15 protein-coding genes are annotated in these 26,464 nt (G+C 40.9%); 3 read left to right on the forward strand and 12 right to left on the reverse strand.

What is annotated here, in order from left to right; translation table 11 throughout:
- Positions 1-59: 59 nt before the first annotated feature.
- From H6G08_RS23280 to ppsA, 10 genes are all read right to left on the reverse strand, one after another.
- Positions 60-1,208: a hybrid sensor histidine kinase/response regulator gene (locus H6G08_RS23280; RefSeq protein ID WP_190547211.1), complete on the reverse strand. Its 1,149-nt coding sequence runs from the start codon at positions 1,206-1,208 to the stop codon at positions 60-62.
- Between the two features lie 6 nt (positions 1,209-1,214).
- Positions 1,215-4,595 (reverse strand): GAF domain-containing protein, encoded by a 3,381-nt coding sequence (locus H6G08_RS23285; protein ID WP_190547213.1) that lies wholly within the window; start codon positions 4,593-4,595, stop codon positions 1,215-1,217.
- Positions 4,596-5,055: 460 nt separating this feature from the next.
- Entirely contained in the window at positions 5,056-6,228 is a 1,173-nt protein-coding gene (locus tag H6G08_RS23290; protein ID WP_190547270.1) for a hybrid sensor histidine kinase/response regulator, read from the reverse strand.
- A complete protein-coding gene (locus H6G08_RS38270) occupies positions 6,194-6,328 on the reverse strand; it encodes a hypothetical protein (RefSeq protein ID WP_277877817.1) in 135 nt (44 codons plus the stop codon). The genes H6G08_RS23290 and H6G08_RS38270 overlap by 35 nt, the downstream gene beginning before the upstream one ends.
- Positions 6,329-6,429: 101 nt before the next feature.
- Positions 6,430-6,876: a response regulator gene (locus tag H6G08_RS23295; RefSeq protein ID WP_190547215.1), complete on the reverse strand. Its 447-nt coding sequence runs from the start codon at positions 6,874-6,876 to the stop codon at positions 6,430-6,432.
- Positions 6,824-9,127, reverse strand: coding sequence for a sensor histidine kinase (locus H6G08_RS23300; RefSeq protein WP_190547217.1), 2,304 nt, complete (start codon positions 9,125-9,127; stop codon positions 6,824-6,826). The genes H6G08_RS23295 and H6G08_RS23300 overlap by 53 nt, the downstream gene beginning before the upstream one ends.
- A gap of 1,155 nt (positions 9,128-10,282) precedes the next feature.
- On the reverse strand, positions 10,283-10,765 hold the full coding sequence (locus H6G08_RS23305) for a DUF6803 family protein (RefSeq protein ID WP_190547219.1): 483 nt from the start codon (positions 10,763-10,765) through the stop codon (positions 10,283-10,285).
- 524 nt (positions 10,766-11,289) lie between these two features.
- Entirely contained in the window at positions 11,290-12,756 is a 1,467-nt protein-coding gene (locus H6G08_RS23310) for a dolichyl-phosphate-mannose--protein mannosyltransferase (protein ID WP_190547222.1), read from the reverse strand.
- A gap of 24 nt (positions 12,757-12,780) precedes the next feature.
- Positions 12,781-16,635 carry an ATP-binding protein gene (locus H6G08_RS23315; protein ID WP_190547224.1) on the reverse strand — a complete coding sequence of 1,285 codons (3,855 nt, stop codon included), beginning with the start codon at positions 16,633-16,635 and terminating at the stop codon, positions 12,781-12,783.
- Between the two features lie 363 nt (positions 16,636-16,998).
- Complete coding sequence (gene ppsA / locus H6G08_RS23320; protein ID WP_190547226.1) at positions 16,999-19,452, reverse strand: phosphoenolpyruvate synthase; 2,454 nt, start codon at positions 19,450-19,452, stop codon at positions 16,999-17,001.
- A gap of 313 nt (positions 19,453-19,765) precedes the next feature.
- On the opposite strand from ppsA, the gene H6G08_RS23325 reads away from it, so the two are divergent.
- Positions 19,766-20,170 carry a hypothetical protein gene (locus tag H6G08_RS23325; RefSeq protein WP_190547228.1) on the forward strand — a complete coding sequence of 135 codons (405 nt, stop codon included), beginning with the start codon at positions 19,766-19,768 and terminating at the stop codon, positions 20,168-20,170.
- Positions 20,171-20,308: 138 nt separating this feature from the next.
- Here H6G08_RS23325 and H6G08_RS23330 read toward each other — a convergent pair whose 3' ends face one another.
- Positions 20,309-21,241 carry a hypothetical protein gene (locus H6G08_RS23330; RefSeq protein ID WP_190547231.1) on the reverse strand — a complete coding sequence of 311 codons (933 nt, stop codon included), beginning with the start codon at positions 21,239-21,241 and terminating at the stop codon, positions 20,309-20,311.
- A 240-nt stretch (positions 21,242-21,481) separates the two neighbouring features.
- Between H6G08_RS23330 and H6G08_RS23335 the strand changes: the two genes are divergently transcribed.
- Together H6G08_RS23335 and H6G08_RS23340 are read left to right on the forward strand one after the other, a co-directional pair.
- A complete protein-coding gene (locus tag H6G08_RS23335) occupies positions 21,482-22,657 on the forward strand; it encodes an AAA family ATPase (RefSeq protein ID WP_242046250.1) in 1,176 nt (391 codons plus the stop codon).
- A gap of 1 nt (position 22,658) precedes the next feature.
- On the forward strand, positions 22,659-23,387 hold the full coding sequence (locus tag H6G08_RS23340) for a hypothetical protein (RefSeq protein ID WP_190547235.1): 729 nt from the start codon (positions 22,659-22,661) through the stop codon (positions 23,385-23,387).
- A 189-nt stretch (positions 23,388-23,576) separates the two neighbouring features.
- On the opposite strand, the gene H6G08_RS23345 is transcribed toward H6G08_RS23340, so the two are convergent.
- Positions 23,577-26,324, reverse strand: a complete 2,748-nt coding sequence (locus H6G08_RS23345) for an HAD-IC family P-type ATPase (protein WP_190547237.1) — start codon at positions 26,322-26,324, stop codon at positions 23,577-23,579.
- Between the last annotated feature and the right edge of the window lie 140 nt (positions 26,325-26,464).

Here is a 26,464-nt window from a genome sequence, read left to right on the forward strand (position 1 = left end):
ATTTCCGAGAGAAGATATTCTTATTTTTTCCCCCTGCTCCCTGCCCCCTGCCCCTCTGCCTACACAGTGGAGGCTGAGTTAGAGGTAAAAATTCTTTGTGCGGGGATGATGACGGTAAAAGTTGTACCGACGCCCACAGTACTATTAACGGAAATTTGTCCGCCATGTGCATCAACACATTTTTTGGTGATTGATAACCCTAATCCCGTTCCAGGAATTTTGTTGACGTTGACTCCGCGATGAAAGGGAGTAAATAATTTAGCTTGATCTTGCTCTGTCAGTCCAATACCTTGATCGTGAATCTGGAATTCAATACAATCTGGCTCACAGTGTAACGTAAAGGTGACTTTGCTGGCTTCTGGAGAATATTTCAGGGCATTTTCTAACAAATTTGTCAGGATATGCTGCAATAAGCTGGCATCAAGCTCATAAAAAAGATTGGCTGTGGTGTCGCATCCAGAAACGGTAAACACTAATCTCTCTTGGGTTGGAGAACGAGATTGTAAATCTTCTACCAAGTAGGAGCAAAAATGATAAATATTCAGTGGTGTTGGTTGACAGTGAAATTGTTCTTGTTCTACTTGTCCGAGAACTAACACATCTGTAATCAGTTGCGCCATGTGCTTAATGGTTATTTTTCCCCGTTCGATATGTGCTTGTCGCTTTTCGGGGGTGAGTATATCTGGTTGTTCCAAGAGTTCCAATGTGAGGAGGAGAGAACTTAAGGGATTGCGGAATTCATGGGAAACGATGGAAACAAATTGAGATTTTAGCTCGTTAAGCTGTTTTTCTTTCTTTAATGCTTGTCTAGTAGCTTGTTCGGCGAGATGATTAGCTAAGGCTACTTGAATTGCAATAATTAAATCTTGTTCTTCAAAGGGTTTAACAATGTAACCATAGGGATGGGTGGCGATCGCTTGTGTTAATGTAGCTTCATCAGCATGGGCAGTCAAAAAAATCACGGGTATGTGAAACTGTTGGCGAATTTGATCTGCTGCTTCAATACCGCTTTTATCGCCTTGCAGGTAAATATCCATCAACACTAAATTGGGTTTTGTGGTTGCAACCAGTTCTAAAGCTTGGGCGGCAGAATTAGCAGTACCACAAACGCTATAGCCTAACTTGTGAAGATGTTGTTTGATATCTAAAGCAATCACCCACTCATCTTCGACAATCAAAATAGTTGGCAAAGAAGAAACTTGCGCCATGATACCTTAAACCCTTTTGTGCAAGATAATTTTAAACTGACTACCTCCTTGTCTATCTAGTTGTACTTTACCTCCTAGCTGTTCTGTTAACCCATATATAAGTTGCATTCCTAGCGAAGTTGTACTTGCTGGATCGATATGCGCAGGTACTCCAATTCCATTATCTTTGACAACTAGACAATAATACTCAGGATCGGTGAGCCAAAATTGCAAAGTGATTTCGCCGGCTTGTTGGGGAAAGGCATATTTCAAGGCGTTAGATACTAACTCATTGATGATTAAGCCGCAGGTAACAGCTGTATCTAGGTCAAGTTCCACATCGGCTACATCTAGGAAAATACGGATAGATGATTTACTATAAGTATAAGAACGAACTATATCTTGAACGAGTTTTTCCACATAGGAAGCGAAGTTAAGCCGGGCTAGGTTTTCCGAACGATAGAGCCGTTCGTGAATTAGTGCCATTGTTTTGACTCGCCGTTGGCTTTCAGTTAATAATTTGAGGACGGTAGGATCGTCAATGGTACTGGCTTGCAGGTTTAACAAACTAGAAACCATTTGCATATTGTTTTTTACCCGGTGATACACCTCGCGCAATAAAACTTCCTTTTCTTTGAGAGATGCGCGGATTTGTTCTTCTATTTGCTGACGTTCTTGGAGTTCAATTTGTAGTTGTTGATACAGCCCCGATTGCTGGATGGCGATCGCTAATTGGTTGGCTATATGTTGCAATAGTTCCATCTCCCAAGGTAGCCAATGGCGGGGCGCGGAATTTTGATAAACTGCTAACAAACCCCAAAGATCGTCTCCCGAAAAAATCGGCGCGATCGCGTAAGCTCTGGCTTGAAACTGTTCTAAAAGGGCTATATGACAATCTTGATGCCCAATTGTATAAATATCTGCCACCGCAAAGCTTTCGTGATTTTTATACCGTCCTCCTTGAGTTTCTTGCAGATAAGTATCTACCCAGACTTTTTGGACATTGGGTTGCACTAGTTCCAGCCAACCGGGGGTAACTGATTCAACGATAAAATGTCCACTCCAATCGGGATTAAATTTATAAACCGCTACCCTGTCAGCTTGTAATGTCTGCCTAACTTCTGTAACTGCGGTGGTGAGGATAGCATCTAAATTTAAAGATTGGCGGATTTCTTGGGTAATCAGCCTTAGTACCTGCTCTTGTCTGGCTTGGTGGCGGAAGATTTCTTCTGAGCGTTTGCGATTAGTGATATCCATCGCAACTCCCACTAAGCGGATCGCTTTTCCCTCGGCGTTGAGAACACAAGCACCTCTGGCGTATAACCAACAGCCTGCTCGCCGTAGCAGTCGATATTCTACTTCAAAGGTCGCACCTTGTTGAATCGCTTGCTGGGTTTTTTGTACTACATAGTCGCGATCGTCGGGATGGACGCAACTTAAAAACAACTCAAAGTTAGGATAAGGACTGATTTCGCTACCATTTTCATCAAGAACCCGTCCTTGAGCATCGCTTTTAAAGCCAAATAGCTCATATTCTTCCGGCGACCAACGGACGACTTTTGTTTGTGGGTTTAATTCCCAAGTGCCCATTTTGGCGGCTGAGAGAGCCATTTGCAATTGGGAACTGCGTTCTTGTACGCGCTGTTCTAGTTCTTGGTTGAGTTGTTGTAAAGCTGCATCAGCGCGTTGGCGATCGCGTAGTTCTTGCTGTGCTTGTTGATAAAGTTGTGCTTGCTGAATAGCGATCGCTAATTGATCGGCTACTTTAGTTGCTAATTCTATCTCTTCCTGCTTCCAAGGAGCTTCCGCAATGGCTTTTGACAGCGATAAGCTACCCCAAATTGTTCCGTTAACAACGATAGGTGTTAACAACCAAGCCGGGGGAAGAGACTGGGAAATTTTCTGGTTAATTGGATCTGTAATGCTCTCAACAGTATTTACCTGCACTACCTGGAGTTGTTTGAGTTGTGCAGCATAGGGATTCCCAATATCGGGAATTTCTAAACCTGTCGTATCTACAAGGGATGTATCTTGGCGGTGAGTCGCCAGAACTTGCCAACATTCACGTTCTGGAAAGTACTGGACAATTGTAGTCCGATTCAGTCCCAATAATTCGGTGACTTCCGCGATGGTCGTGGAAAAGATTGTAGTTAAATCTAGAGAACTGCGAATACTTTGGACTACGCGATTTAAAGTTTGCGCTTGCTGTGCTTTTTGCTGTAAGGCAATTTGAGCGGCTTTGCGTTCCGTAACATCCCGCGAAATACACAGTATTGACTTAATGACATTTTCGTGAGTTAGCTCCGGCGCGATCGCCATTTCAAAATAACGTATGCCATTAAGTGTGGGCGTTGCAAATTCAATTATCTGCTTTTGCCCTGTGGTTAATAATATGTGTACAGCAGCTTCCCAGGTATTAACCATTGTTTCTGGCATTCCAATTTCGCGACAGGTGCGACCTAAAAACACTTCTGCAGGAATGCCGGTGATTTTTGTCAAGGCTGGACTAGTATAAAGATGCCGCAATTGCGTATCGAAGCGTTCAATAATATCCGGGGAATTTTCCACCAAGGTTTGATAAAGCTGTTGCGATTCTTGCAGCGCAGTTTCCGCAGCTTTGCGTGCCGAAATATCTGTGACAAAACCTTCTAAATATAGCAGTTCACCACGGTCAGAAAATATACCTCTTCCCCGTTCCCAAACCCATTTTTCCGTTCCCGATTTGGTGATAATGCGGAACTCAAATTCATAGGGTTGCTGTCGGGCGACGGCTTTTTGAACCGATTTCCAGACGCGATCGCGGTCATCGGGGTGAATTTCTCGACCACAGTAAATTGTGCGTTCAATTAAGTATTCTTCCCAGGAATAACCAGTAACTTTCACTACTCCTTCGCTGATGAATTCTGGGGTATAATTGCGATCGTTGGCTACCCGGTAAACATAACCAGGAAGATTGCTAATTAAAGTAGATAAACGCCGTTCGCTTTTTTTTAAAGCTTGAGCGGTTTGATAATGAGTTGGCGTAGTTTGCCAAACAGTAATAACAGCTTGCACTAATTTATTCAGATTTGCGGGTGACTTGATGACATAATCATCTAACCCTGCTTTCATCGCCGTCACAGCAATTTCTTCACTACCGGAATTTGTGAACATAATCACCGGACAATCGCTCATCTGAGCTTTGAGAGTCCGCAAAATATCCAGTCCGGTTGTCCAAGGTAATTGATAATCGGTAATTACTAAATCAAAGTTAGCAGATGCGATCGCCTGAGCTAACTCATCACCATTGACAATTTCTGCAATATCAACTTCTGGGAAGGCGTGAGTCAGTGCTTGGATGGTGAGAGCGCGATCGACAGAGTTAACATCAATTAGCAGAATTTTTTGTAACAACTGCTCTCGGCGCATGAACTTCCGCTTCCACTGGGTTGAACGAATAAATATGTTTTGATGTTAGGGACTTCTAACCAAAAAATATACTATCACTGCCCAATGCCCCAAGCGGCGGGGCGGCTGTCTCTCTCTACCTATGAGGGGATGAAATTTTCCGCCGCTTTCAATGAACGACAACCCCAATTCAATAAACGACAACCCTAATTCAATAAACGCCTACCCTAATTCAATAAACGCCTACCCTAATTCAATGAACGACAACCCTAATTCAATAAACGACAACCCTAATTCAATAAACGCCTACCCTAATTCAATGAACGACTACCCCAATTCAATGAACGAACTCCAAAAAATAAATTATGCCAAATTGTAGGGGCGGGGTAACCCCGCCCCTACGAGTTGCGGGTTTAGTAAGTTAACGATCGCAATATTTTTTTATTTGGAAATCCCTAAACTGGAAGCGATCGCGCAGCAATTACAACTCCAGCAATGGTAAAATCACCGTAAAGGTTGTACCTACTCCCACTTGGCTATTGACGAATATTTCACCGCCATGTGCGTCAACACATTTTTTCACAATTGCTAAACCTAAACCTGTACCAGGAATAGAACCAACATTTTCTGCACGCTGAAATGGTTGAAATAAGCGCTGTTGGTCTGCTGCGGGTATACCTATGCCTTCATCTGCAATCCGAAATGCGATCGCTTGTTCTTGACCAATAAGTTCAAATTTAACTGTACCACCTGGTTGTGAATATTTAATGGCATTTGTGAGCAAATTGCCTAAAATATGCCGCAGTAAACTTTCATCCCACAGAGCATTTCTAAATTCTCCGACACTGGTAAACACCAAATTGATTTGCTTATCTTTGAGATTCAGTTGTGCTTCATCAATAAGTTGTCGGCAAAAGCTCTGTAAATCTAGGGAGATGAGTTCGCATTGCAATTTACCTGAATCTGCTTGACCGATTAACGACACTTCATCCAATAGCTGTGCCATGTTTTTAATTGCCGAGCGAATCATTTGAAAATGAGAGCTTTTTTTCTCTTTGGTTAATTTATCACCGCTATCTTGAAGTAACCCAGCCGCTAGGAGAATTGTATTTAAAGGATTGCGGATATCATGGGAAATCATGGAAACAAATTCTGATTTGAACTGGTTAATTTCTTTAGCTTTCACCAGTTCAGCCGTGCGTTCTTCAACGCGAGTTTCTAAAGTTTTATTAGTTGTCCGTAATGATTCTAAAACTTGCTTGCGGGCGATCGCATAATGTAGAGAGCGCACCAACACATCAACATTTACCTGTCGTTTCACTAAGTAATCTTGTGCCCCTTGTCTTACTGCTTCAATTGCCAGGGCTTCGTCATTGGTGTTAGTTAAGACAACAATCGGTACACTAGGGGCAGAATCAATTAACTTAGGTAAAGATGATAATCCTTCGCTATCCGGGAGAGTTAAATCTAACAAAATGGCATTATAGGAGTATAATCCGTGGTCTTGAGTTAATTCCTGGAGCGCATTCTGTAAGCGTTGTACGTGAACTACAATAAAGTCTTGAGATTGAGCTTGCTTCAGAAACTCTTGTAACAATCTCGCTTCTGCTAAGTTATCTTCAATTAACAAGATTTTTACTGAGTCTGTCGCCATCATTTTCTGGTTCTACCTCCTCTTTGAAAATGGGCATTGGGCATTGGGCATGGGGCATTGGGCATGGGGCATTGGGCATGGGGCATGGGGCATTGGGCATGGGGCATTGGGCAAAGACGCGATGAATCGCGTCTCTACAATTGTCCTCCTTGTCCTCCTTGTCCTCCTTGTCCCCCTGCTCCCTGCTCCCCTGCCTCACGCTTACTCCGTCGGCAATGTGGCAGTAGAGAGCCAAAACTCTTCAATACCTTTGACGATTTGAAATAGCTGGCTCAGGTTACGAGATTTAGTGATGTAGCAATTTACATGCAAATCGTAACTATGAAAGATATCATCCTCGTTGTGGGATGTCGTCAGCACGACTACTGGTATCCGTTTGAGTATGGGATCGGTTTTGATTTCTGCTAGTACCTCCCGTCCGTCTTTTTTGGGTAGGTTTAAATCCAAGAGAATCAAGTCAGGTCTGGGAGCATCAGCATATTCACCTTCTTGGCGTAAATAAGCCATTGCGTCCATACCATCCCTGACGGTTACCACTTGGTGTGGTACGGTGCTATTTTTTAGCGCTTCTTGGATTAAGCGGATATCGGCTTTATTATCCTCGACCAAAAAGATTGTTTTGTGTTTTTCTTCCGTTTCTACGCTCACGCTCGCGGCCTCCGACTGGAATCGTAAAGTAGAAGCTTGCACCCGCACCTAGCTGCGACTCTACCCAGATTCGTCCCCGATGACATTCTATAATTTTCTTACAGATTGCTAGGCCCATGCCTGTACCGGGATATTCTTCTCTGGTGTGTAGGCGTTGAAAGATGACGAAAATGCGATCGCTAAATCTGGGATCGATACCAATACCGTTATCCCGCACAGAGAACAACCACTCATCATCTAAACGTTCTGCGCCGATGTGGATTTGTGGTGTGTTGTTGCTGCGGAATTTGATGGCGTTACCGATGAGGTTTTGAAATAGCTGCATTAGTTGTGTACTATCAGCCATCACTGTTGGTAAAGGATCGTGTTTAATTATGGCTCCAGTTTCATGGATGCGTCCACGTAAATTACTGAGGGCACGATTTAGGGGGGTTTCTACCTCAGTTAGCCCAAATGCGATCGCTTGCATGTCTACTTTGGAGTACGCTAATACATCATCGATTAGCGTTTGCATTAAACTTACGCCTTCAACGGCAAAGTTAATAAATTCCTTGGCGTCTTCGTCGAGTTCGGCTTCGTAGCGCATCTCTAATAGCTGTACATAGTTTGCTACTTGATTTAACGGTTCTTGTAAATCATGGGAAGCAACATAGGCAAACTTTTTCAATTCCGCGTTAGAACGTTCTAAATCATGGGCTAATTGCGCTAGTTCATCGGCTTGGCGTAAAACAATATTAATAATCGCTTTGCGCAGTTCTAATGCAGCTTTGATTTCTGCAAATTGCCAAGGTAAAGAAGTTAATTGCACCGTTTCTTTCCACAATTCAAAAGATTTGCGGGGAACTAAGCGCAAATTTCCTTCTGATTGGTTGACTGCAAAAGCTTCATTAGGGTTACCGCCCCAGTTGACAGTTTGAATGACTTCTGGTCTAAACCACAACACATAATTGCGTTTAGAAATGGGAATAGCTAATAAACCGCTAGCTACATTTTTAAACTTTTCGGCATCTGGATAAATTTGTGGTAAGGAATCTGTATAAAATACTTCTTCCTGGACATTATTCTTGAGCCATTGGACTAAAAAACTCAAGTCTTCTTCATTGGGAGTTTCGCCAATTACTGTGCAATGCTCGCCAAAACATACAGCTGCACCTTGAGCGCTAGTTAAGTCTAAAAGATTTGGTTGATGTTTAACTAATCCATCAATAAAGTTTTCTTCTTGAGACATATATTCCATCAAAACTGATTGAATATATGCCAAACTCATGCGGTAATCGTAATCTTCTGTTTCTTCTCTTGCAGAAATTTCTGTAAATATCACTCTTCCTAAAAATTCGCAGGCTTTGCGCAATTCATAGGAAACATATTTTGGCGATTGATGGTGACAAGCAATTAAACCCCAGAGTTTACCGTCTTTGATTAAAGAAATTGTCAAAGAAGCACCTACACCCATGTTATGTAAATACTCTAAATGACATGAGGCTGCACTTCTGAGAATCGAATTAGTTAAATCAATCGGACGTTTACTAACTGGGTTTTCTCCCGGAATAATTTGGATAGGTTCCGAATAAGCATCAGGAATTAAGCGGATAAAATTAGAAGCAAATAATTTTCGCGCTGGTTTAGGAATATCTGACTCTGGATAATGTAACCCTAAGTAAGGTTCCATGCTGTCTAATTTTTCTTCTGCAATGACAGAGCCATGTCCGTCATCATCAAATTTATACAGCATGACTCTGTCAAATCCCGTCACTTTCCTGACTTCTTGGACAATGATTTGACAGAAATCGTGCAGATTTGTGGTTTTTTCTAACTGGTTAATAGAAGCTCTCGCTAAATGATAAAAACTCAAAAAAGGAATACTTTCTTGAGAAATAGCTGGTTCTAATTCTAAAATTAAAATTCCTTCGGGGTTGCGATGAAAAACTGCGTCAAATACCACATAATCATCGCCTTTTTTTCTCACCCATACTTTAGTAGGGTTGATATAATCGAGATTACCTTGTAATAGCCCTGATTTAATTCTTTCAATTTGGAAAGGGTCGAGTAATTCTTCTAATTTTTTTTGCAGAACATCTTCAGCCGCAATGCCGAAAACGCTCCATGTATTATTACTAACTTGGATAATTTTTAACTCTGGTTCTTGCAGCACAAACAGCACCCCATGAGGCTGAATGCGGCTAGAATTATGTATTGCGGCTTCTTTCAAGCTGCTAACATTAATACCTTGAACTTCAAATTCGGCTACCATGAGACTTCTCCTCTATAGGGCGGGAGCATCAAAAGTAAAGTAGCAATCAGTGTAGATTACTTACTAAAATTTCCACATTACTGATGATGTTAACAATTCATTTGCAGGGAGTGAGATAAATACCTGAGTGGAAATTTTTTCCTTAATTTTAAGATAGTTAATACCAATTCGCTAAAATTCAGAAACAAACTCACAAACCCTTGTTATATATAGATTTCTTAATTTTGAATTTTGAATTTTGAATTTTGAATTGGTATAAGTACTTGGCGGGAGTTTTCAGATAACTAGTTAGGGCTGTCATTGGTCATTTGTCAAAAGTTCCTAAAGTTGCGTCATATTGCTTGGGTTATTTTGACTTAACTTAAGGGATGAAAGTGACAAATTTAGCAATTACGATTTATCGAGGGTTAGTTGCTAATTCTTGCCCTATTGACTGCGCTAGCTTGATGATTTCTGATGTTGAAAATTAACAATTTTCAGTAGCAATACGCAGTATCTCCCTTTTCTGCTTGGCAATTTACAGTTTAACAGGCAGCTACATCATCGAGGGATAAGATATATCAAAACCGAGTGATTAAATCAATTGGTAAATATGTAGTTGTATTAAATTAAGTTTCCAGTTAGTAAATTAAATCAAATTTAATCAGCAACAATGTAAAGCTAATCTGGCTAATAATTGCTGAGTCCGTTGGATTAATTGCTCAACAGATAAGCGCTCAGGTAAGGGAAAAGTACATGATTTTTAACAACAGTTGTGAATTGAGCGATCGCTAACTAAATTCATGCATAATTTATGTAAAGATTTTGCGGCAAAATAAATCCGATAAATACCAATTTACCAATAAATATAGGTAGAAATACATCTAAACGCAAAAATGCCCGCCAAAACTAAGATATGGTGGGCATGTGTCACGATTATTGCGGGAGCATCCCAATTTTGACGCAATACCCTAGAAGGGTATTGCTATACCAACAAAGCCTGCCTTCGCAGGCTATCAAACTTTTAGCCTGCGAAGGCAGGCTTCGTATTTCTAGCCCCACCCTTATAGGGTGAGGGCGTTTTTTCACATTTGGGATGCTCCCATTATTGCAATTTCAAGTTCAGATATAAGGTTTTGTCACCCTAGATAAAGTCAAGCTAAGATACCAATATATTTACATTTGATGCATTTGCATACTTGCATCTAAAAGGGAAGGACTCAGCATCCCAAATATCATAGCAATATGCGCCACAATCAAAAACAAGGCGACAAATTTAGCATGAAGTTTTAATTTCCATTCTTCGCCTTTATATTTGCCAATAGCCCCAAATTCTAACAGGCTAATACCAAATAAAGGAATTACGCCCAGTAAATAAAAACCAACGGCTATAACATCAATAATGGTTCGCCACTCTCCAGCTATGGTAATGGGAATCACAGCTTTAAAAAACAGATAGAAAAATATTCCTAAAAAATAACAACCGACAATCACACCTGCAAATTTATTAATCTTTCTGACTCTTCCTTGTAAGTCGCGAGTAAACAAAATATAAAGTTCAGATACGGCAATTGTCTCGGCTAAAATTACAGGTAAAGCCATAAATATCAGCAGGTTCCAGGGCTGATTGGTGGCTAAAAGTTCCATATAATGTGTCATAAATTTACATGTCATTGGATACTACATTTTGCACCTCAGTCTGCTTTAGTTAAGTGTTGAGGTGGATTTTGTACCAAGATAAGAGACAACTGTGAGGAACTTGTGAGCAATAGTGGAATATAAAATTCATATTTGATTTCTAAACGCAACACAGATGTTTATATCCCCGACTTCTTCGAGAAGTCGGGGATCTGTTACTACTGTGGATATGTGTTAAGTTTAAGGGACTTCCAAATAAAAAAATATTCCAATCATTAACTTACCAAATTCGCAACTCGTAGGGGCGGGGTAACCCCCATTGGTGCAACTTAACGTGAAACCCCGATTCCATCTAGCTCCCATGCTCTGCGTGGGAGCTATTATCGTAAGGCTCCGCCTCAATTTATCAGCTTCCGAGGCAGAGCCTCGCAATACGCATTTCCAGCCGGAGGCTGGAAACGAGATAGAGAAAGGTTTTGCTTTAAGTTGACACCAATGGGTAACCCCGCCCCTACAATTTGGCATAATTTATTTTTTGGAGTTCCCTAAATCCAAGTATTAAACCACATTCGCAATTTATAACCTTCAGAAGTGAGGGGTAAACCTAAATAAATTGGCATCCAGAAAATAAAGCCAACTAAAATCAAAAAACTTACAGTCACGCCGACAGCGCGTAATTCTCGATGATAGCTGCGCAGAGATTGATCGACAAACCAAGCGATCGCTAAAAAGACATACACGACAGCACACATATAATGGTAAATAAATACGCACCTAGTTACTTTTACCCAAGGTAATAAGTTAGCGGCATAATTGAAGACGATAAATATAGCAATCCAAGTGTCAATGGAAAGAGTTGCAGGTACAGATAAGGGCTGATTTTTCCATAAAGGTATGACTATTTTAGATAATAGCCATCCTGCTAAAAATAACATAGCACCCATTCCCGACCACCACAAAAACGGATTACCCATTGCATGAACATCATAAATTACCATACCATCAGCAGCAGGTAAATTCGGCCCCATTACAGGTAAAGGATCGCTAAAATGACGAGTGGTTTGATAATAATAAGCCATTGGTCGAGTCATCAACGGCCATTTGTACCAAGCTGCACAATAAGGATGCACATCGGGGGTATTACCACCCATGTGTAGGTGAAAGTTTAAAATTTGTCGATGTACTTCGATAAAACCATAACTTGTATCTAATCGCAGGTGGGGAATCCAAATTAAGCTATAGATTAAGGCGGGAATAATTCCTAAATAAAACCCCATCTGCAAAATATTTATCTCTGTTAACTTTTCTAGGGGTGTGAGTGGTTTTGTATCTATTTTATTAATTGGTTTATTAATTGGTTGCTTATTTAAATAAGCATGTAACAATCGCAATAACCAAGCAGTAACCCATATTAAATAAGTTCCTAACAGAAACCATAAACCATTCCATTTTGTGCCAATTGAAGCACCAAAACCAATACCGGATGCAATTAACCATAAAGCACGCTGTCGTTTTTGGTTTTCTAAAGCTAATAATAAAAACCACTGCCCTAATAAACCAAAAATAACAATATAAATATTATTCAAAGCATAGCGAGATTCAACCAAGAATAAGCCATCACAAGCGGTAAAAAATCCTGCAAGTAAAGCAAAACTCCGACGATGACTAATTTGATAAGCAATTGCAGCTACAACTACGGGAATAAATGAACCAGTGAGCGCATTTACCCAGCGATAATTCCAGGGCGATAATAAAGAACCTGCTAAACCATTAACTTGTTGTTGCCAAAAAGGAACATGTTTCCCTATCCAAATACCAATACCAATAATATATTGACTTAAGGGAGGATGAGCGTTAAAAAAGGGAGTATTAGTGAGATAGTTATTCCCAAATTTAGCAAAGTAAACCTCATCAAATACTAGGGTGTTGAATCGATCCAAACCCCAAAAACGCAAGGTAAATGAGAAAATAAATATAGCTAAAAGTCCAATACGAAACCAATTTTTAGTCATTTGTTAATTGTCATTAGTCAGTTGTCAGAGACGCGATGAATCGCGTCTGTACAATTTTTCGTTTTGGTGAACTAATTCGATAACTAAAGCGACGACAGCGTGAGGATCGATGGGTTTGACGATATGTCTTTGGAAACCGACTGCGATCGCTTTTTGCTGGTTCACTTCTCCAGCATAAGCAGTTAAGGCGATCGCGGGAATAGATTTGGCTTGGGGTAGGCGGCGAATTTGTTCCATGAGCATGTAGCCATCGATTTCTGGCATACCAATATCACTAATGATTAAGTCTGGAACTGTTTGTGCTAAAGCCTCTAGTGCGGCTTTGGCTGATGCTAAGGTGGTAACTTTTGCTTGGTGTTGTTTGAGGATAAAGGCGATTAAGTCGCGGGAGTCTTGAGCGTCATCGACGACAAAAATATGCATACCCTGAAGATTTAAGGCTGGCTCAACTGTTGGTGATAAAGTTGGTGGGGGTAACATATCCAAGCATAGGGGAATTTGTACGGTAAATGTTGCACCTTGTCCTTCACCAGGACTATCTACTGCTACAGTACCACCATGTAATTCTACAAGTTGACGAGCGATCGCTAATCCTAAACCTAATCCCCCAAATTGACGAGTGGTTGAGCCGTCTTGTTGCTGAAAATGTTCAAAGACGAAGGGTAGAAACTCAGCACTAATACCTTTACCTGTATCTTGCACTTGAATTTGCGCCTGATTACCAACACAGGTTAAATTAACTGTTATTTTTCCCCCGGATGGGGTAAATTTGACGGCGTTGGTTAACAGATTCCAAACTATTTGCTGTAATCGTGTGGCGTCACCGATGACGCTTACCATTGGGGTAATATGGGTGTGAATTTTTAATGACTTAGCCTCAACCGCTAATCGCACTGTCTCTAAGGCTGATAACACAACCTTACCTAAATCGAGAGGTACGGCATTTAAAACTAATTTCCCCCTGATAATCCGGGAGATATCCAGCAAATCGTCAATTAGCTGTACTTGTAACTTGGCGTTACGCTCGATGGTTGCTAATCCTTCTGCTGTTTTGCTGGGATTAAGCTTACCACTTTGTAATAATTTTGACCAACCCAAAATCGGATTGAGGGGCGAGCGTAATTCATGGGAAAGAACGGCGAGAAATTCATCTTTGATGCGGCTGGCTCGTTCTGCTGCTTCTCTGGCGGCACGTTCGCCCATGAGTAATTGTTCTCGCTCTTGTTCGGCTTGTTTAATATCGCTAATATCTTCAGCCACGCCAGCAATGCGGTATGGTTGCCCGTTACCATCCCGAACTAAAAAACCGCGATCGCGTATCCAGCGTATAGTGCCATCAGGGCGAATAATCCGATATTCTACCGTATTATTACCTGTATCTATGCATTCTTGAGTATTATTTTTAACGATATCTTGGTCATCAGGGTGAATCGTCTCTAGCCAATTGCTAAAATCTTGATAAAGGCTATCGCAGGAACGCCCCCAAATTTGCTCGTAGGCAGGGTTAACATATAGTAGTTCTTGTAAAATTGGGTCATATAACCAAAAAACGCTTTCAATTGTTTCCGCCATTTGCCGAAAGCGTTCCTCGCTAGCACGCAGAGATACTTCAATTTTCTGGCGATCGCGTAATGCGGCTTCTGCTTGCTGGCGTAAGCTTTGTTCCCGCACTTGTGCCGCTTGCCGCAGTTGAGCTAATTTGAGACTGGCTTCTATACGGGCGAGTAATTCTCTAGCAGAAAATGGCTTGACGACATAATCATCGGCTCCGGCTGTTAAACCTTCAATCCGCGATTCTTCCCCCGCCCTAGCTGATAATAAAATAATCGGGATATCTTGGGTTTGTGGATCGCTACGTAGCGATCGCAATAATTCAAAGCCATCCATTCCCGGCATCATTACATCAGTTAACAGCAAATCTGGGGGATTTTGTCGCGCTGTATTTAAAGCTACATTACCATCTGCTACGGTTTCTACCTGATAAGCCGCACTCAACAATCGCTGGAGATAATCGCGCATATCAGCGTTATCATCAGCTACGAGAATCCGAGTAGTGGGAGGTAATAAATAATGACTTACAGGTGCAGATTCTTCCTCGTTTCCTGATGTTGGTAACCATCGCTGAGACTCTTCTATATAAGTATTTACACGTAAAATAATAGATTTTTCTGTATTATTTTTATTTATAGCTGCCTGTGGTAAATGCTCGTAACCTGTGGGAATGGTGACAGTAAAGCAACTGCCTGCACCAAGAACACTGCTGACGCTCACTGTACCGCTATGCAGTTTAACAAATTCTTGCACCAGCGATAAACCGATACCCGAACCTTCAAAGCTCCGCCCTTTCGCACCTTTTACCCGATGAAATCGTTGAAATAAATGGGGAATTTCTGCTGTAGGAATGCCAATACCTGTATCTTGAATAATTAACTCAACGTAATTGGGAAAATATTGTAATTTAACTGTAATTGTGCCAGAAAATGTAAATTTAAAAGCATTAGATAACAGATTAAATATGATTTTTTCCCACATTTCCCGGTCTACATAAATTTCTGTGGGTAATGGGGGACAATCAACAATTAGCTGCATTCCCGCTTGTTCAATGGTGGAGCGAAATACGCTAGCTAGTTCAGCTGTAAAGGCAGCTAAATCTGTCGGCTCATATACTGCTTGAATGCGTCCGGCTTCAATACGCGAAAAATCTAGTAAGGTGTTGACTAATTTTAATAAGCGCAGTCCATTGCGTTGGACAATTTCAATACGTTGGCGTTGTACTTCTGGTAGCGGGGTGACGGTATCGGTTAAGGCATCTTCTATCGGCCCTAACATTAAAGTTAACGGGGTACGAAATTCGTGAGAAACGTTACTAAAAAACTCTGTTTTGGCGCGATCTATTTCTGCAAGTGCTTCGGCGCGGAGGCGTTCGGCTTCGTAGGCGCGGGTATTAGCGATCGCAGTAGTAATTTGTCCGGCGACTAAATCCCAAAATCCTTGATAATCATCGTCAAACTGGCGACGGGGGCTGATACCTGCAATTAAAAATCCGCTTTTGCTGTCTTGTGCTGGGTTGCTGAGAGGTAAGACTATAGCCGTGTTTGGCGACTCCGGCCAAGCACCACCAGGTAAATCGCCAAATTTAGCTTGTAAATCCTGGATTAACTGACTTTTCCCCTCATTTAGAACAGATGACAGCAACCAGCGATCGCAAATTGGCGATCCGATTTCAATTTCTGGGGGACTGGCTGGGGTTCCTGGGGCTAATCTGGCTGTACCCATTAGCTTTGCTTTAGTTTGGCTGTCATCTAACAAATACAGCAAGGCAAAGGGGACATCATAGGGATTATTATCTAAAGTTTGGGCAGCGATTTCGCAAGCATCTTCAACGGTTTTCGCCTCTGCGGTATTGGCAGCTAGTTCTCGTAAAACGCGCAAACGGCGATCGCCAATTACCCGTTGTGTTTCTTCTGTTACCGCACAAAATATACCACCCCGGTGACCTTCATCATCGGGTACTGGACTGTAAGAAAATGTAAAGTAGGTTTCCTCTGGGTAGCCGTTCCGCTCCATAATTAACAGTAAATCTTCATTCCAAGAAGACTGTCCGGAATGCAAAACGGCTTCAGCTTGCGGCCCGACAACATCCCAAACATCCGCCCAGACTTCATAAGCTGGTTTACCTAAAGCTTTTGGGTGACGCTGACCAAGGATAGGGGCGTAAGCATCGTTATAAAAATTAATCATTTGCGGCCCCCACCAAACAAACATCGGGTAACGGGAACCTAAGATAATTTGAACCGCCGTTTTTAAGCTTTGAGGCCAAGTATCCACATCACCAATTGGGGTAGTTGACCAATCAAGCGATCGCATCAGCTGTCTCATATCACCTCCGCCCACCAGAATCTCTGCTCATCAATTTTTGCTCATTACCCGTAATCTTGACTGAACTTCCGAACAGTCAGACGATGAATCAGGGTGTTTGTTCGCGTCAATTTGCTTCATTGCAACAGGGAACTGGTTGCCAGCACATTTTCCCCCCAGGTTAATTTCGGGGAATATTAATTTTTATTTGTCATTGTGCAAATAAAATAATTTCCATAATCATATTTGCGTCAAATTACTTATTGTGTCTATATATCTCCAGAAAGAATGCAATGATTGGCTAGGGTGAAAATGGGCATGGGGCATGGGGGAGACGCGATGAATCGCGTCTCTACAAGTTGTCTTCCTTGTCTCCTTGCCTATTTAAAACTGATTATCCTCAACTTTGGCGATTTCTAACATTGTTTTGAGAACGGAATCGGGATTTAAACTAATGGAGTCGATACCCTCTTCTACTAAAAATTGGGCGAATTCTGGGTAATCGCTGGGTGCTTGTCCACAAATACCAATTTTGCGATCGCATTTTTTCGCCGTCTGGATAGCCATTTTTACCATACGTTTAACGCCTTGGCTGCGTTCATCAAATAATCGCGCCACCAATGCAGAATCTCTATCTAGTCCTAATGTTAACTGTGTCAGGTCATTAGAACCGATAGAAAAGCCATCAAATACTTCTGCAAATTCCTCCGCCATAATCACATTATTAGGCAATTCGCACATCACATAAACTTGTAAACCGTTCGCGCCTTGGTGTAAACCATTCTTTGCCATTTCTGCTAATACTAACCGTCCCTCATCGGGAGTACGACAGAAAGGAATCATGGGAATTACATTAGTTAAACCCATTTCTTCCCGCACTCGCTTAATCGCATGACATTCTAAAGCAAATGCTTCCCGATAACCTGGATCGTAGTAACGTCCAGCACCGCGCCAGCCTAGCATCGGGTTTTCTTCATCAGGTTCAAATTGTTTACCGCCTAAAAGATTGGCATATTCATTACTTTTGAAATCAGACATCCGCACAATCACAGGTTTGGGATAAAATGCTGCGGCAATTCTGCCGATACCTTGGGCTAATTTATCGACAAAATATTGAGGTTTATCGTCATAAAGTGCGGTGATTTCGTTAATTTTCTCTTTGACAAATTCATCTTTTAAGTCATCATAGTGAACTAACGCCATTGGATGAATTTGAATTTGATTAGCGATAATAAATTCTGTTCTCGCCAAACCAACGCCATCATTAGGGATAGCAGATAAACTAAATGCTTCTTGAGGATTACCCACATTCATTAAAATCTGCGTGCGGGTGCGGGGTAGATTTTCTAACAGAACTTCTTGGACTTCAAAAGGTAATAAACCGGGGTAAACTAGTCCTTCATCGCCTTCTGCACAAGAGACTGTTACCTCTTGACCAGTTGTTAAAATTTCTGTGGCTTTATTACAACCAACAATTGCCGGTACGCCTAATTCTCTGGCAATAATCGCCGCATGACAAGTGCGTCCGCCAGAGTTAGTAATAATTGCACTCGCCCGTTTCATAATTGGTTCCCAATCGGGGTCAGTTCTATCTGTAACTAATACTTCCCCTGGTTGGAATTGGTCAATTTTATTTACATCTAAAATTAAACGAACTTTTCCCTGACTAATAGCTTCGCCAATAGCGCGTCCAGTAACAAGAGGCTGGGGCGATTTTGCAACTTCATCTGTTTTTACAAGGCGATAATTCCGCAGTACATTTCCCCGCTTCTGCGACTGTACTGTTTCCGGTCTAGCTTGGACTATAAATAGTTGATTAGTAATCCCATCTTTTGCCCATTCAATGTCCATTGGGGTGTAATAACCATTGACTCGTGAATAATGATCTTCAATTACACAAGCCCAATTTGCTAACTGTAATATCTCGTCATCGCTTAAAACAAATTTGCCTCTTTCTCCTTGAGGAACTAAAATATTTTTCGTAAATTTAGAGCCATCATCATAAACCATTTTTAGTTCTTTACTACCCAATTTTTTATCAATAATTGGGCGAAACCCAGCTTTTAAAGTCGGTTTAAATACATAATATTCATCGGGATTAATATTACCTTGCACGACATTTTCACCTAAACCATAGGCGGCGGTAATTAAGGCTGCATCTTTAAAACCCGTTTCTGTTTCAATAGAGAACATCACCCCAGCAGAGGCTAAATCAGAACGCACCATTTTTTGCACGCCCACAGCTAAAGCAACGCTAAAATGGTCAAAGCCTTTGGTATGACGGTAAGAAATAGCGCGATCGGTAAATAAAGAAGCAAAGCAACGATGACAAGCTGCTAACACCCCAGAAACGCTAACAACATTCAGGTAAGTTTCTTGTTGTCCTGCAAAACTAGCATCGGGTAAATCTTCAGCTGTAGCGCTAGAACGGACGGCGACATCTGTATCTGCATTGTAAGGTTCGCAGAGAGTTTCGTAAGCAGATGCGATCGCCTGACGTAGTTCTGGGGGAAATGGCGTATGCATTAATAGGGCGCGTGCTTTTTTACCCCGTTCTTGTAAATTTTTCATATCCTCCACATCCAAGTCTGCAAACAGTTCTCGTAGCTCGGCGTCTAACCCTGCAGACTCGATGAAATAACGATAAGCATAAGCCGTAGTTGCAAACCCTGTAGGAACATTCACACCTTTAGGTGTCAACTGCCGAATCATCTCACCTAGTGACGCATTTTTCCCACCAACTAAGGGAATATCCGCAATCCCCACCTCATCAAACCAAAGAATCAGCGATCGCTCTTTGGTATCCACAGATAAAGTATTCTTCGCTACTGTTACCATCAGAATTACCTCACAAGTAAATGCTCTGGTTATAAGTGCAAAATTGCTAGTACTCCTAAGCATCCGGGGATAAGAGTCAAGCACCAATCATCAGGGATCAAGGAGAACAACAAGCATCACAGAAATTCTCCTAAGTTTGTCGATAACTTTTATTTGCGCCTTGGCGTGCTAGTTTCTTTTGCCTATGTTCAATTTTAGAGATTAAATTTGGGATTGTGTAATGAAAATACCAAGATATAGTCAAGAAAGATTAACAATAATTTGAGATAATCACCTTATTGAGACAAATTGGAAATTAAAGATATAATTGAAGATGGCGCAATTAGAAAAACTCCTAAGAATGGCGGAAGACGAGCTAACAGAGTACAGTACTGACGCTCGTAAAATTGAAAAGCTGCGGCGCAAAATTGGTTTATCAGTATCTTTAGCCGAGCAACGGCAAATCAAGTCAGAATTATTAGCGATAATGCAACCCAATCAAATAGCCCAAATTGTCGAAGAACAAAGACAAGTAGTAGCCTTACCCTTTTGGGGAATTGCCGGCTTAGGTTTATTATTAGGAATTTCTCTAAATCAACCCATCGGATTATTAGCAGCCATCGCTGGTTCTGTAGCTGCTTTTAGAGTTCAAAAATGGGGTTGGCAATTACAAGCGAAGCGTCTATTATTGCAAACATTAGAAGATATCGAAGCCCGGATTGCTCAACCGAATAAATAATCAGAATTTACTCAAATAATGGACGTTGTACCCTTCAGAATAAGGGAACTCCAAAAATAAATTTTTCCAAATTGTAGGGGCGGGGTAACCCCGCCCCTACGAGTTGCCGGCTTGGTAAGTTAATAATTTGGATATTTTTCATTCTCCGCCCACAATATACACAGCAGAACCAAAATTCTCATCATCAGTACCAACAACAATACCACCTTTAGCACCAGCAACAAGCTCTAAAGCTTCAATTTTGTGATAATTAGTCCGGTAAATTGGTACAAAATGAAAACTTTGCTTGAAGACTATTTTGTTATTACGATATCCCAAAGAACCTGCAACATATACAGCCGATTGAAATGGCCCATTATCACCAGGATCGCTAGCTGCGCTAATATATACAACTCCTGCTGAATCTATTTTTAAATCGGAAATATGGCGCACATTCTCAGCGGGAAAGGGTACTACTAAATTGTTATAACCTGCGGGAACAATTTGATATTTATTCAAATCTAGCAATCCCCAATAAAGAGTTGCTGGTTGTTCTGCTTCGCCGCGATGCGCCCAAACTGCAACTAATTTTTCATGTATATCTTGTAGAGCAAATGCTTCAAAATTACTACCTTTTGGATATGTCGGTAAATTAAACTCTTTAACTAAAGAAATAGTTTTCTTATCAGAATTTAATTTTAAATAATAAGCTTTTCCTAAACTAGTTAAACCTATAAAAGCAGTATTATTTGTCCCAGGAATAGATGTTAAAGCTTCTAAATCTTCCGGTAATTTTGCGTTACTTGGCCAGTTTAACTCTAAATATTCAGGTTGCTGCTTACCTTTAATATTAATAATTGCTAGACGACCTTGATTTGGTTTTTTATTATCATGGACAATGAGAAAACTTAGGGAATCGCTTTGTTGTTCAATCAGTGCTATTCCACTTATACCAAACGGGATACCACCGCGCACAGGTAGCCAATCTTGCGCCCAAACTCGCTGACAGAGGAATAACAGTGTTGATAAGACTACTAAACTGATGATTAACTTGAGGAACCGAGATAGATTAAATCTTGCTGACAGGCGCATAATTGAGCATCTATAAGAGTAGAGGTGTTAATTGATGCTCAATCATATCAAATTCACGCGATGCCTTCGGCAACGTCTTCGACGAACGTGCCATGCTAGGGAAACGGCTTTGTATTACCCTATTCATTAAGTTCTGTAAGAAATTAGTTAAGCTTTATAATGTAAATTATAGCTTTATTACCTATAGTTAATTGATATCTTAAACGAGAAACTATCAGCCAAGCGAGTTAATTTATGACAATGAAACTCACAACAGCAAAAATTCAAAACTTTAAAAGCTTAGTAGATGTTGAATTAAACTTGAGAAATTTGACTATCATAGTAGGCTCAAATTCTAGCGGTAAATCAAATTGCCTAGAGTCACTTAATTTTATCAAAAATCTGTTAGTTTCTGATGGGTTACCAGTAGAATCTATGCAGAGATTGGTAAGATTTGGCAATCAAAATATTTATACAAATATTGCTGTAGAAGATGATGAACATAAATCTGAGTATACTGTATCCATTGCTGCCAACAAAAAAAATGTGCAGATTACTCAAGAAAGACTGTTAATTAATGGCAATGAAGTAATTAATATTATCAATGGTGAAGGCGAAGTCTATGATGAAGATGGACAAAATATTCAAAAATATAAATCAGAACCAGAGATTATCGAAAATCTTGCATTACGTTCATCGGGTAACTTTGGGAATAAACCCTTTACTAAAAAATTAGCAAACTATATCAGAAATTGGAAATTTTACAATATAGATCCTGATGATATCAGGAAAAATGTTGTGCTTCTAGAAGTAGTCAAATTTGTGAAAACACCAGAAGAAGAAACTACACCAAGCTTGGATAATGAAGCTAGTGAGGTGCAGGAAGTTTTAAACTATTGGGCTAAATATGAAAAAGAAAAACTGGATGCAATTAGTAAAGAACTTCAAGCTAGTTTAAATATAAGTTTAACTGTAGTTGGCACGAAAGAGCCTATTGTCAAAGTACAAGAAGGCGATAGTCAAACAATGCCTTTGTCTAGTATGTCAGATGGGACTTTGAGATTAATTGCTTATTTAATCCTACTTTATCAATCAGATTCAGATATGCCTACCTTGATTGGTATTGAAGAACCCGAACGCAATTTTCATCCAGGAATTCTTAAAGATGTTGCTTCGATCATGAAAAGACTATCTAAAAAAACTCAAGTTGTTTTTACTACTCATAGTTCGCAACTACTTGATTGCTTTTCACCAGAGGAAATATCTGGGGATATTTCAGTCATACTTTTAAATAAAAAAGGAGATTTAGGAACTAAAGCTTGTTTATTAGATAAACTAGCTGAAAATCGAGATGATCTTTTAGATTGGATGACTGATTTTGGACTAGGTAGCGCAATTTATCATAGTCACTTAATTGAAGAAATTTTAGCTGCTTAATATGCCTAGTGTTCGGATTTGGACTCCAGAGTCTGACTATGATAGAGATGCAGTCTGCTGTATTGCTAAAAAAATAGTCGAATATTATGAATGTGAATTAAAAATTGAATATGCAACCAAGCAAGGCTACAATGATGCAGCACGTAAACCCAATGGTTTGAAGAAAGCAGTTGATATTTATCTGAAAAGAGACGATTTAGTCATTTTTCTCATAGATGCTGATGGTATACAATCTCAAACGCAAAGGTTGAAGGAAAGAAATTCTCTATTTAACAGAATTTTAGAAGTAGTTCAGTCATCTGGAGGTAGAGCTAAATTAATTCTCATCCTGCAAGAAGTCGAGGCTTGGCTTTTAGTTGATTGCCTTGGTATATGCTGCTACTTTACCAAAAATATTGAGAATAGAGCTAACCGACAATGGATAGATTTTGCTAATCGCAAACAATTGGGTAAAACTAATTTAATAGCAGAAGCTACACCAGATGGTAAAAATGCCAAAGAATATCTTGAAGAGCTGTCTAAGGAGATATTAATTAAGAAAAATCCTAACCTCAGAGATAAACCCCGAAATTTAAAAGAACTGCAATATGATGAAAAACAATCTCCAGAAATCGCTAAAGTGATAGAAATTACAAATCAAACAATTAGGAGAAACGATTCTTTAGCAGAATTTGCCCAGTCTTTAAAGCAATTAGCTGAAGATAAATCTGTAAATGCAGATAGTAACTAATACCAATTCAAATAATCTTTGCGACACATCAAAATATTCTAGAGGGCATGGCAGTGCCAGTGCCCCTACAATCTGTCGCATTCTTTTTTCCAATTGGTATAATAAATTGAAAATTTAATCTTTTTCTCTGCGCTCTCTGCGTCTCTGTGGTTCAATTAAAAAATCAGGTGGGCATTGCCCACCCTACTATTAATTGGGCGGATCGATACGATTGACAACGGCTGCCCAAAGAATCATCGGTGAACCAACACCTAAACAGAATAACCACTGTTGCCAACTTAAAGGCGCTGTTTCAAACACGTAATTAATAAACGGCACATGGGCAAAGATAATCTGCAAAATAATCGCCCCTATAATCCCAAAAGCAATGGCAGGAATATCCACATTCTCTTGAATTGTGCCGTCCATTTTGGCAATTAAATTGGGAATTAATTGGCTAATACTCAACAGGTAAAATATTCGCCCAGCAATTAAGGAATTAATCGCCATTGTTCGCGCTAAATTTAAATCGCCTGTGGTTTGGCGGATATATTCAAATACGCCAAATATCACAATCCAGTTAAACAATGAAATTGCTAAAATCCGCTTTAACCGACTTGCCGATAATAAGGGTTCGTTGGGATGGCGCGGTGCTTGTTCCATGACGTTTTGTCCTTTGGGTTCAAAAGCTAAGGGTACTGTCATGGTGATGGAGTTGAGCATATTGAGCCAGAGTACTTGTAAGGATAAAATCGGTAAATCTCTGGCTAATAAGGTGCTAATCAAAATTGTCATTGATTCGCCACCGTTGACAGGCAAAATAAAGCAAATCGCTTTGATCAGGTTTTTATAAACCGCCCTTCCTTCTTCTACAGCTGCTTCTATAGAAGCAAAGTTATCGTCGGTAAGCAGCATATCTGCAGCTTCTTTGGCGACTTCTGTACCTGCGCCACCCATCGCAATCCCGATATCTGCTTGTTTTAAGGCGGGTGCGTCGTTGACACCATCTCCTGTCATGGCGACGATTTCGCCTTTTGATTGTAAGGCTTCGACTAAACGCAGCTTTTGTTCGGGGGCGACACGGGCAAAGACTACGCCTTCTTCGGCTACTTGGGCGAGTTCTACTGGTTCCATCTTGGCTAATTCTGCACCTGTGAAGGCGAGAACTGAACCGTTTTTGTTAATGCCCATACGACGAGCGATCGCCCCAGCTGTGATAGCATGATCTCCGGTAATCATCTTGACTTGAATTCCGGCTGATTGACAGGCTTGAACGGCTTTAATTGCACTCTCGCGCGGCGGATCGATCATTCCCTGTAAGCCTAAGAATATCAAGCCATCCTCAATATCTGCACGATCTACTGTATTTTGCCCATCGCTCACAGGCTTTTTCGCTAACGCCAACACCCGCAAGCCTTGTCGCGCCATAATATTCACTTCCCGTTCGATGGAAGTTTGTTTTAATGTCTCCACACAATCAAGGGGACGAGGTTGTCCATTTGTATTTAACATCAAGGTGCAGCGTTGTAAAATCGCCTCGACAGAACCCTTGATATAGATGGTTTTACCTTTGGGTGTGGCGTGCAAAGTCGCCATGTATTGATAGTCTGATTCAAAGGGTATCCCATCTAATTTAGGCATTTGCTTGATTAAAGTCGGCTGGCTAAAACCGGCTTTGTTTGCAGCTGTAATTAATGCGCCTTCGGTGGGATCTCCCATGACTACCCATCTACCATTTTTCGTCTCTAGGTGGGAATCATTGCAGAGTAAGCCAGCGATTAAGCATTCTTGCAAACCCTTATCGCTATTCAAATCTACAGGTTTCTCATCGTTGAGAATTTCCCCGTCTGGTGCATAACCTACACCTGTAACAGTATATTGATGTCCTCCTGCATAGATGGCTTGTACTGTCATTTGGTTTTCTGTCAAAGTTCCGGTTTTATCGGAACAAATCACAGTTGCACTACCCAAGGTTTCTACCGCCGGTAATTTGCGGATAATTGCATTGCGTCGAGCCATCCGGGAAACGCCAATGGCGAGGGTAACTGTGACAACTGCTGGTAAACCTTCGGGAATGGCGCTGACTGTTAACGCTACCGCCGCTTCTAAGGCATCTTGAAAACTGCGGGAACTTAAGCCGACGAAAAAGCACAGGGTAGCTAGCCCTAGCACCATGTACAACCAATTTTGACTGAATTTATCAAATTTTCTAGTTAAAGGCGTTGAAAGGTTGGTATGCTGCTCCATTAGCTGGGAAATGCGCCCGGTTTCCGTCTCATTCCCTGTAGCTACGACAATTCCCGTACCTTGTCCAAAGGTAACAAAACCTCCTGCGTAAGCCATGTTTTTTCGTTCGGCTAGGGCGGTGTCTGGGTTTAAGGTTGCGGTATGTTTTTCTATGGCTATTGATTCCCCAGTTAACGCAGATTCATCAATTTGCAAATTTTTTACTTTAATTAACCGTAAATCTGCTGGGACTTTATCGCCAGAAGTGAGTAATACAATATCTCCAGGGACTAACTCGCGGGAAGGGATGCGAATTTTTTGACCGTCACGGATAATTGTGGCTTCCGTAGTAATTGCTTTGGCTAAAGCCGCGATCGCACTTTCGGCTTTTGACTCTTGAATAAAGCCAATGATGGCGTTAGTAGTCGTCACACCCCAAATCACCCCAGCGTTGACAAAACTACCTGTTACCGCCTTCACCAACCCCGCACACAACAAAATAATTAGTAGCGGTTGGTTAAATTGCAGCAGAAACTTCAACCACCAAGGTTTACCCGGCTTCGCCGCCAATTCATTTGCGCCCAATGTATTCAACAGCATAACTGCTGTTGCATCATTCAACCCATATTCAGCATCACTTTGCAACCGCGCGATCGCTTCCCCAATATCCAAGCCATGCCAAACAGTCAGCTGCTTATCTTCTGGAGCGATGGTAGATACAGCTGGAGCCATAACTCTTTATTCCCTTTTTTTAAAGTGTTATATTTTGTATAACACGAAACCTTAGTGCCAAATACTTAAGAACACTAAAATATTTAAATAATAATCATAGTTATTCAGCATGGAACAACCGTCAACAGTCAACCGTCAAC

Source organism: Calothrix anomala FACHB-343 (genome assembly GCF_014696435.1).
In the GTDB taxonomy this organism is placed as follows: domain Bacteria; phylum Cyanobacteriota; class Cyanobacteriia; order Cyanobacteriales; family Nostocaceae; genus Aulosira; species Aulosira anomala_A.

Bases quoted from the DNA above. Each gene is read 5' to 3' on its own strand.
- H6G08_RS23280 (WP_190547211.1), bottom strand. From the start codon at position 1,208: ATGGCGCAAGTTTCTTCTTTGCCAACTATTTTGATTGTCGAAGATGAG.
- H6G08_RS23345 (WP_190547237.1), bottom strand. From the start codon at position 26,324: ATGGCTCCAGCTGTATCTACCATCGCTCCAGAAGATAAGCAGCTGACT.
- H6G08_RS23340 (WP_190547235.1), top strand. From the start codon at position 22,659: ATGCCTAGTGTTCGGATTTGGACTCCAGAGTCTGACTATGATAGAGAT.
- H6G08_RS23290 (WP_190547270.1), bottom strand. From the start codon at position 6,228: ATGGCGACAGACTCAGTAAAAATCTTGTTAATTGAAGATAACTTAGCA.
- H6G08_RS23285 (WP_190547213.1), bottom strand. From the start codon at position 4,595: ATGCGCCGAGAGCAGTTGTTACAAAAAATTCTGCTAATTGATGTTAAC.
- ppsA (WP_190547226.1), bottom strand. From the start codon at position 19,452: ATGGTAACAGTAGCGAAGAATACTTTATCTGTGGATACCAAAGAGCGA.
- H6G08_RS23305 (WP_190547219.1), bottom strand. From the start codon at position 10,765: ATGACACATTATATGGAACTTTTAGCCACCAATCAGCCCTGGAACCTG.
- H6G08_RS23300 (WP_190547217.1), bottom strand. From the start codon at position 9,127: ATGGTAGCCGAATTTGAAGTTCAAGGTATTAATGTTAGCAGCTTGAAA.
- H6G08_RS38270 (WP_277877817.1), bottom strand. From the start codon at position 6,328: ATGCCCAATGCCCCATGCCCCATGCCCAATGCCCCATGCCCAATGCCC.
- H6G08_RS23315 (WP_190547224.1), bottom strand. From the start codon at position 16,635: ATGAGACAGCTGATGCGATCGCTTGATTGGTCAACTACCCCAATTGGT.
- H6G08_RS23325 (WP_190547228.1), top strand. From the start codon at position 19,766: ATGGCGCAATTAGAAAAACTCCTAAGAATGGCGGAAGACGAGCTAACA.
- H6G08_RS23330 (WP_190547231.1), bottom strand. From the start codon at position 21,241: ATGCGCCTGTCAGCAAGATTTAATCTATCTCGGTTCCTCAAGTTAATC.
- H6G08_RS23310 (WP_190547222.1), bottom strand. From the start codon at position 12,756: ATGACTAAAAATTGGTTTCGTATTGGACTTTTAGCTATATTTATTTTC.
- H6G08_RS23335 (WP_242046250.1), top strand. From the start codon at position 21,482: ATGAAACTCACAACAGCAAAAATTCAAAACTTTAAAAGCTTAGTAGAT.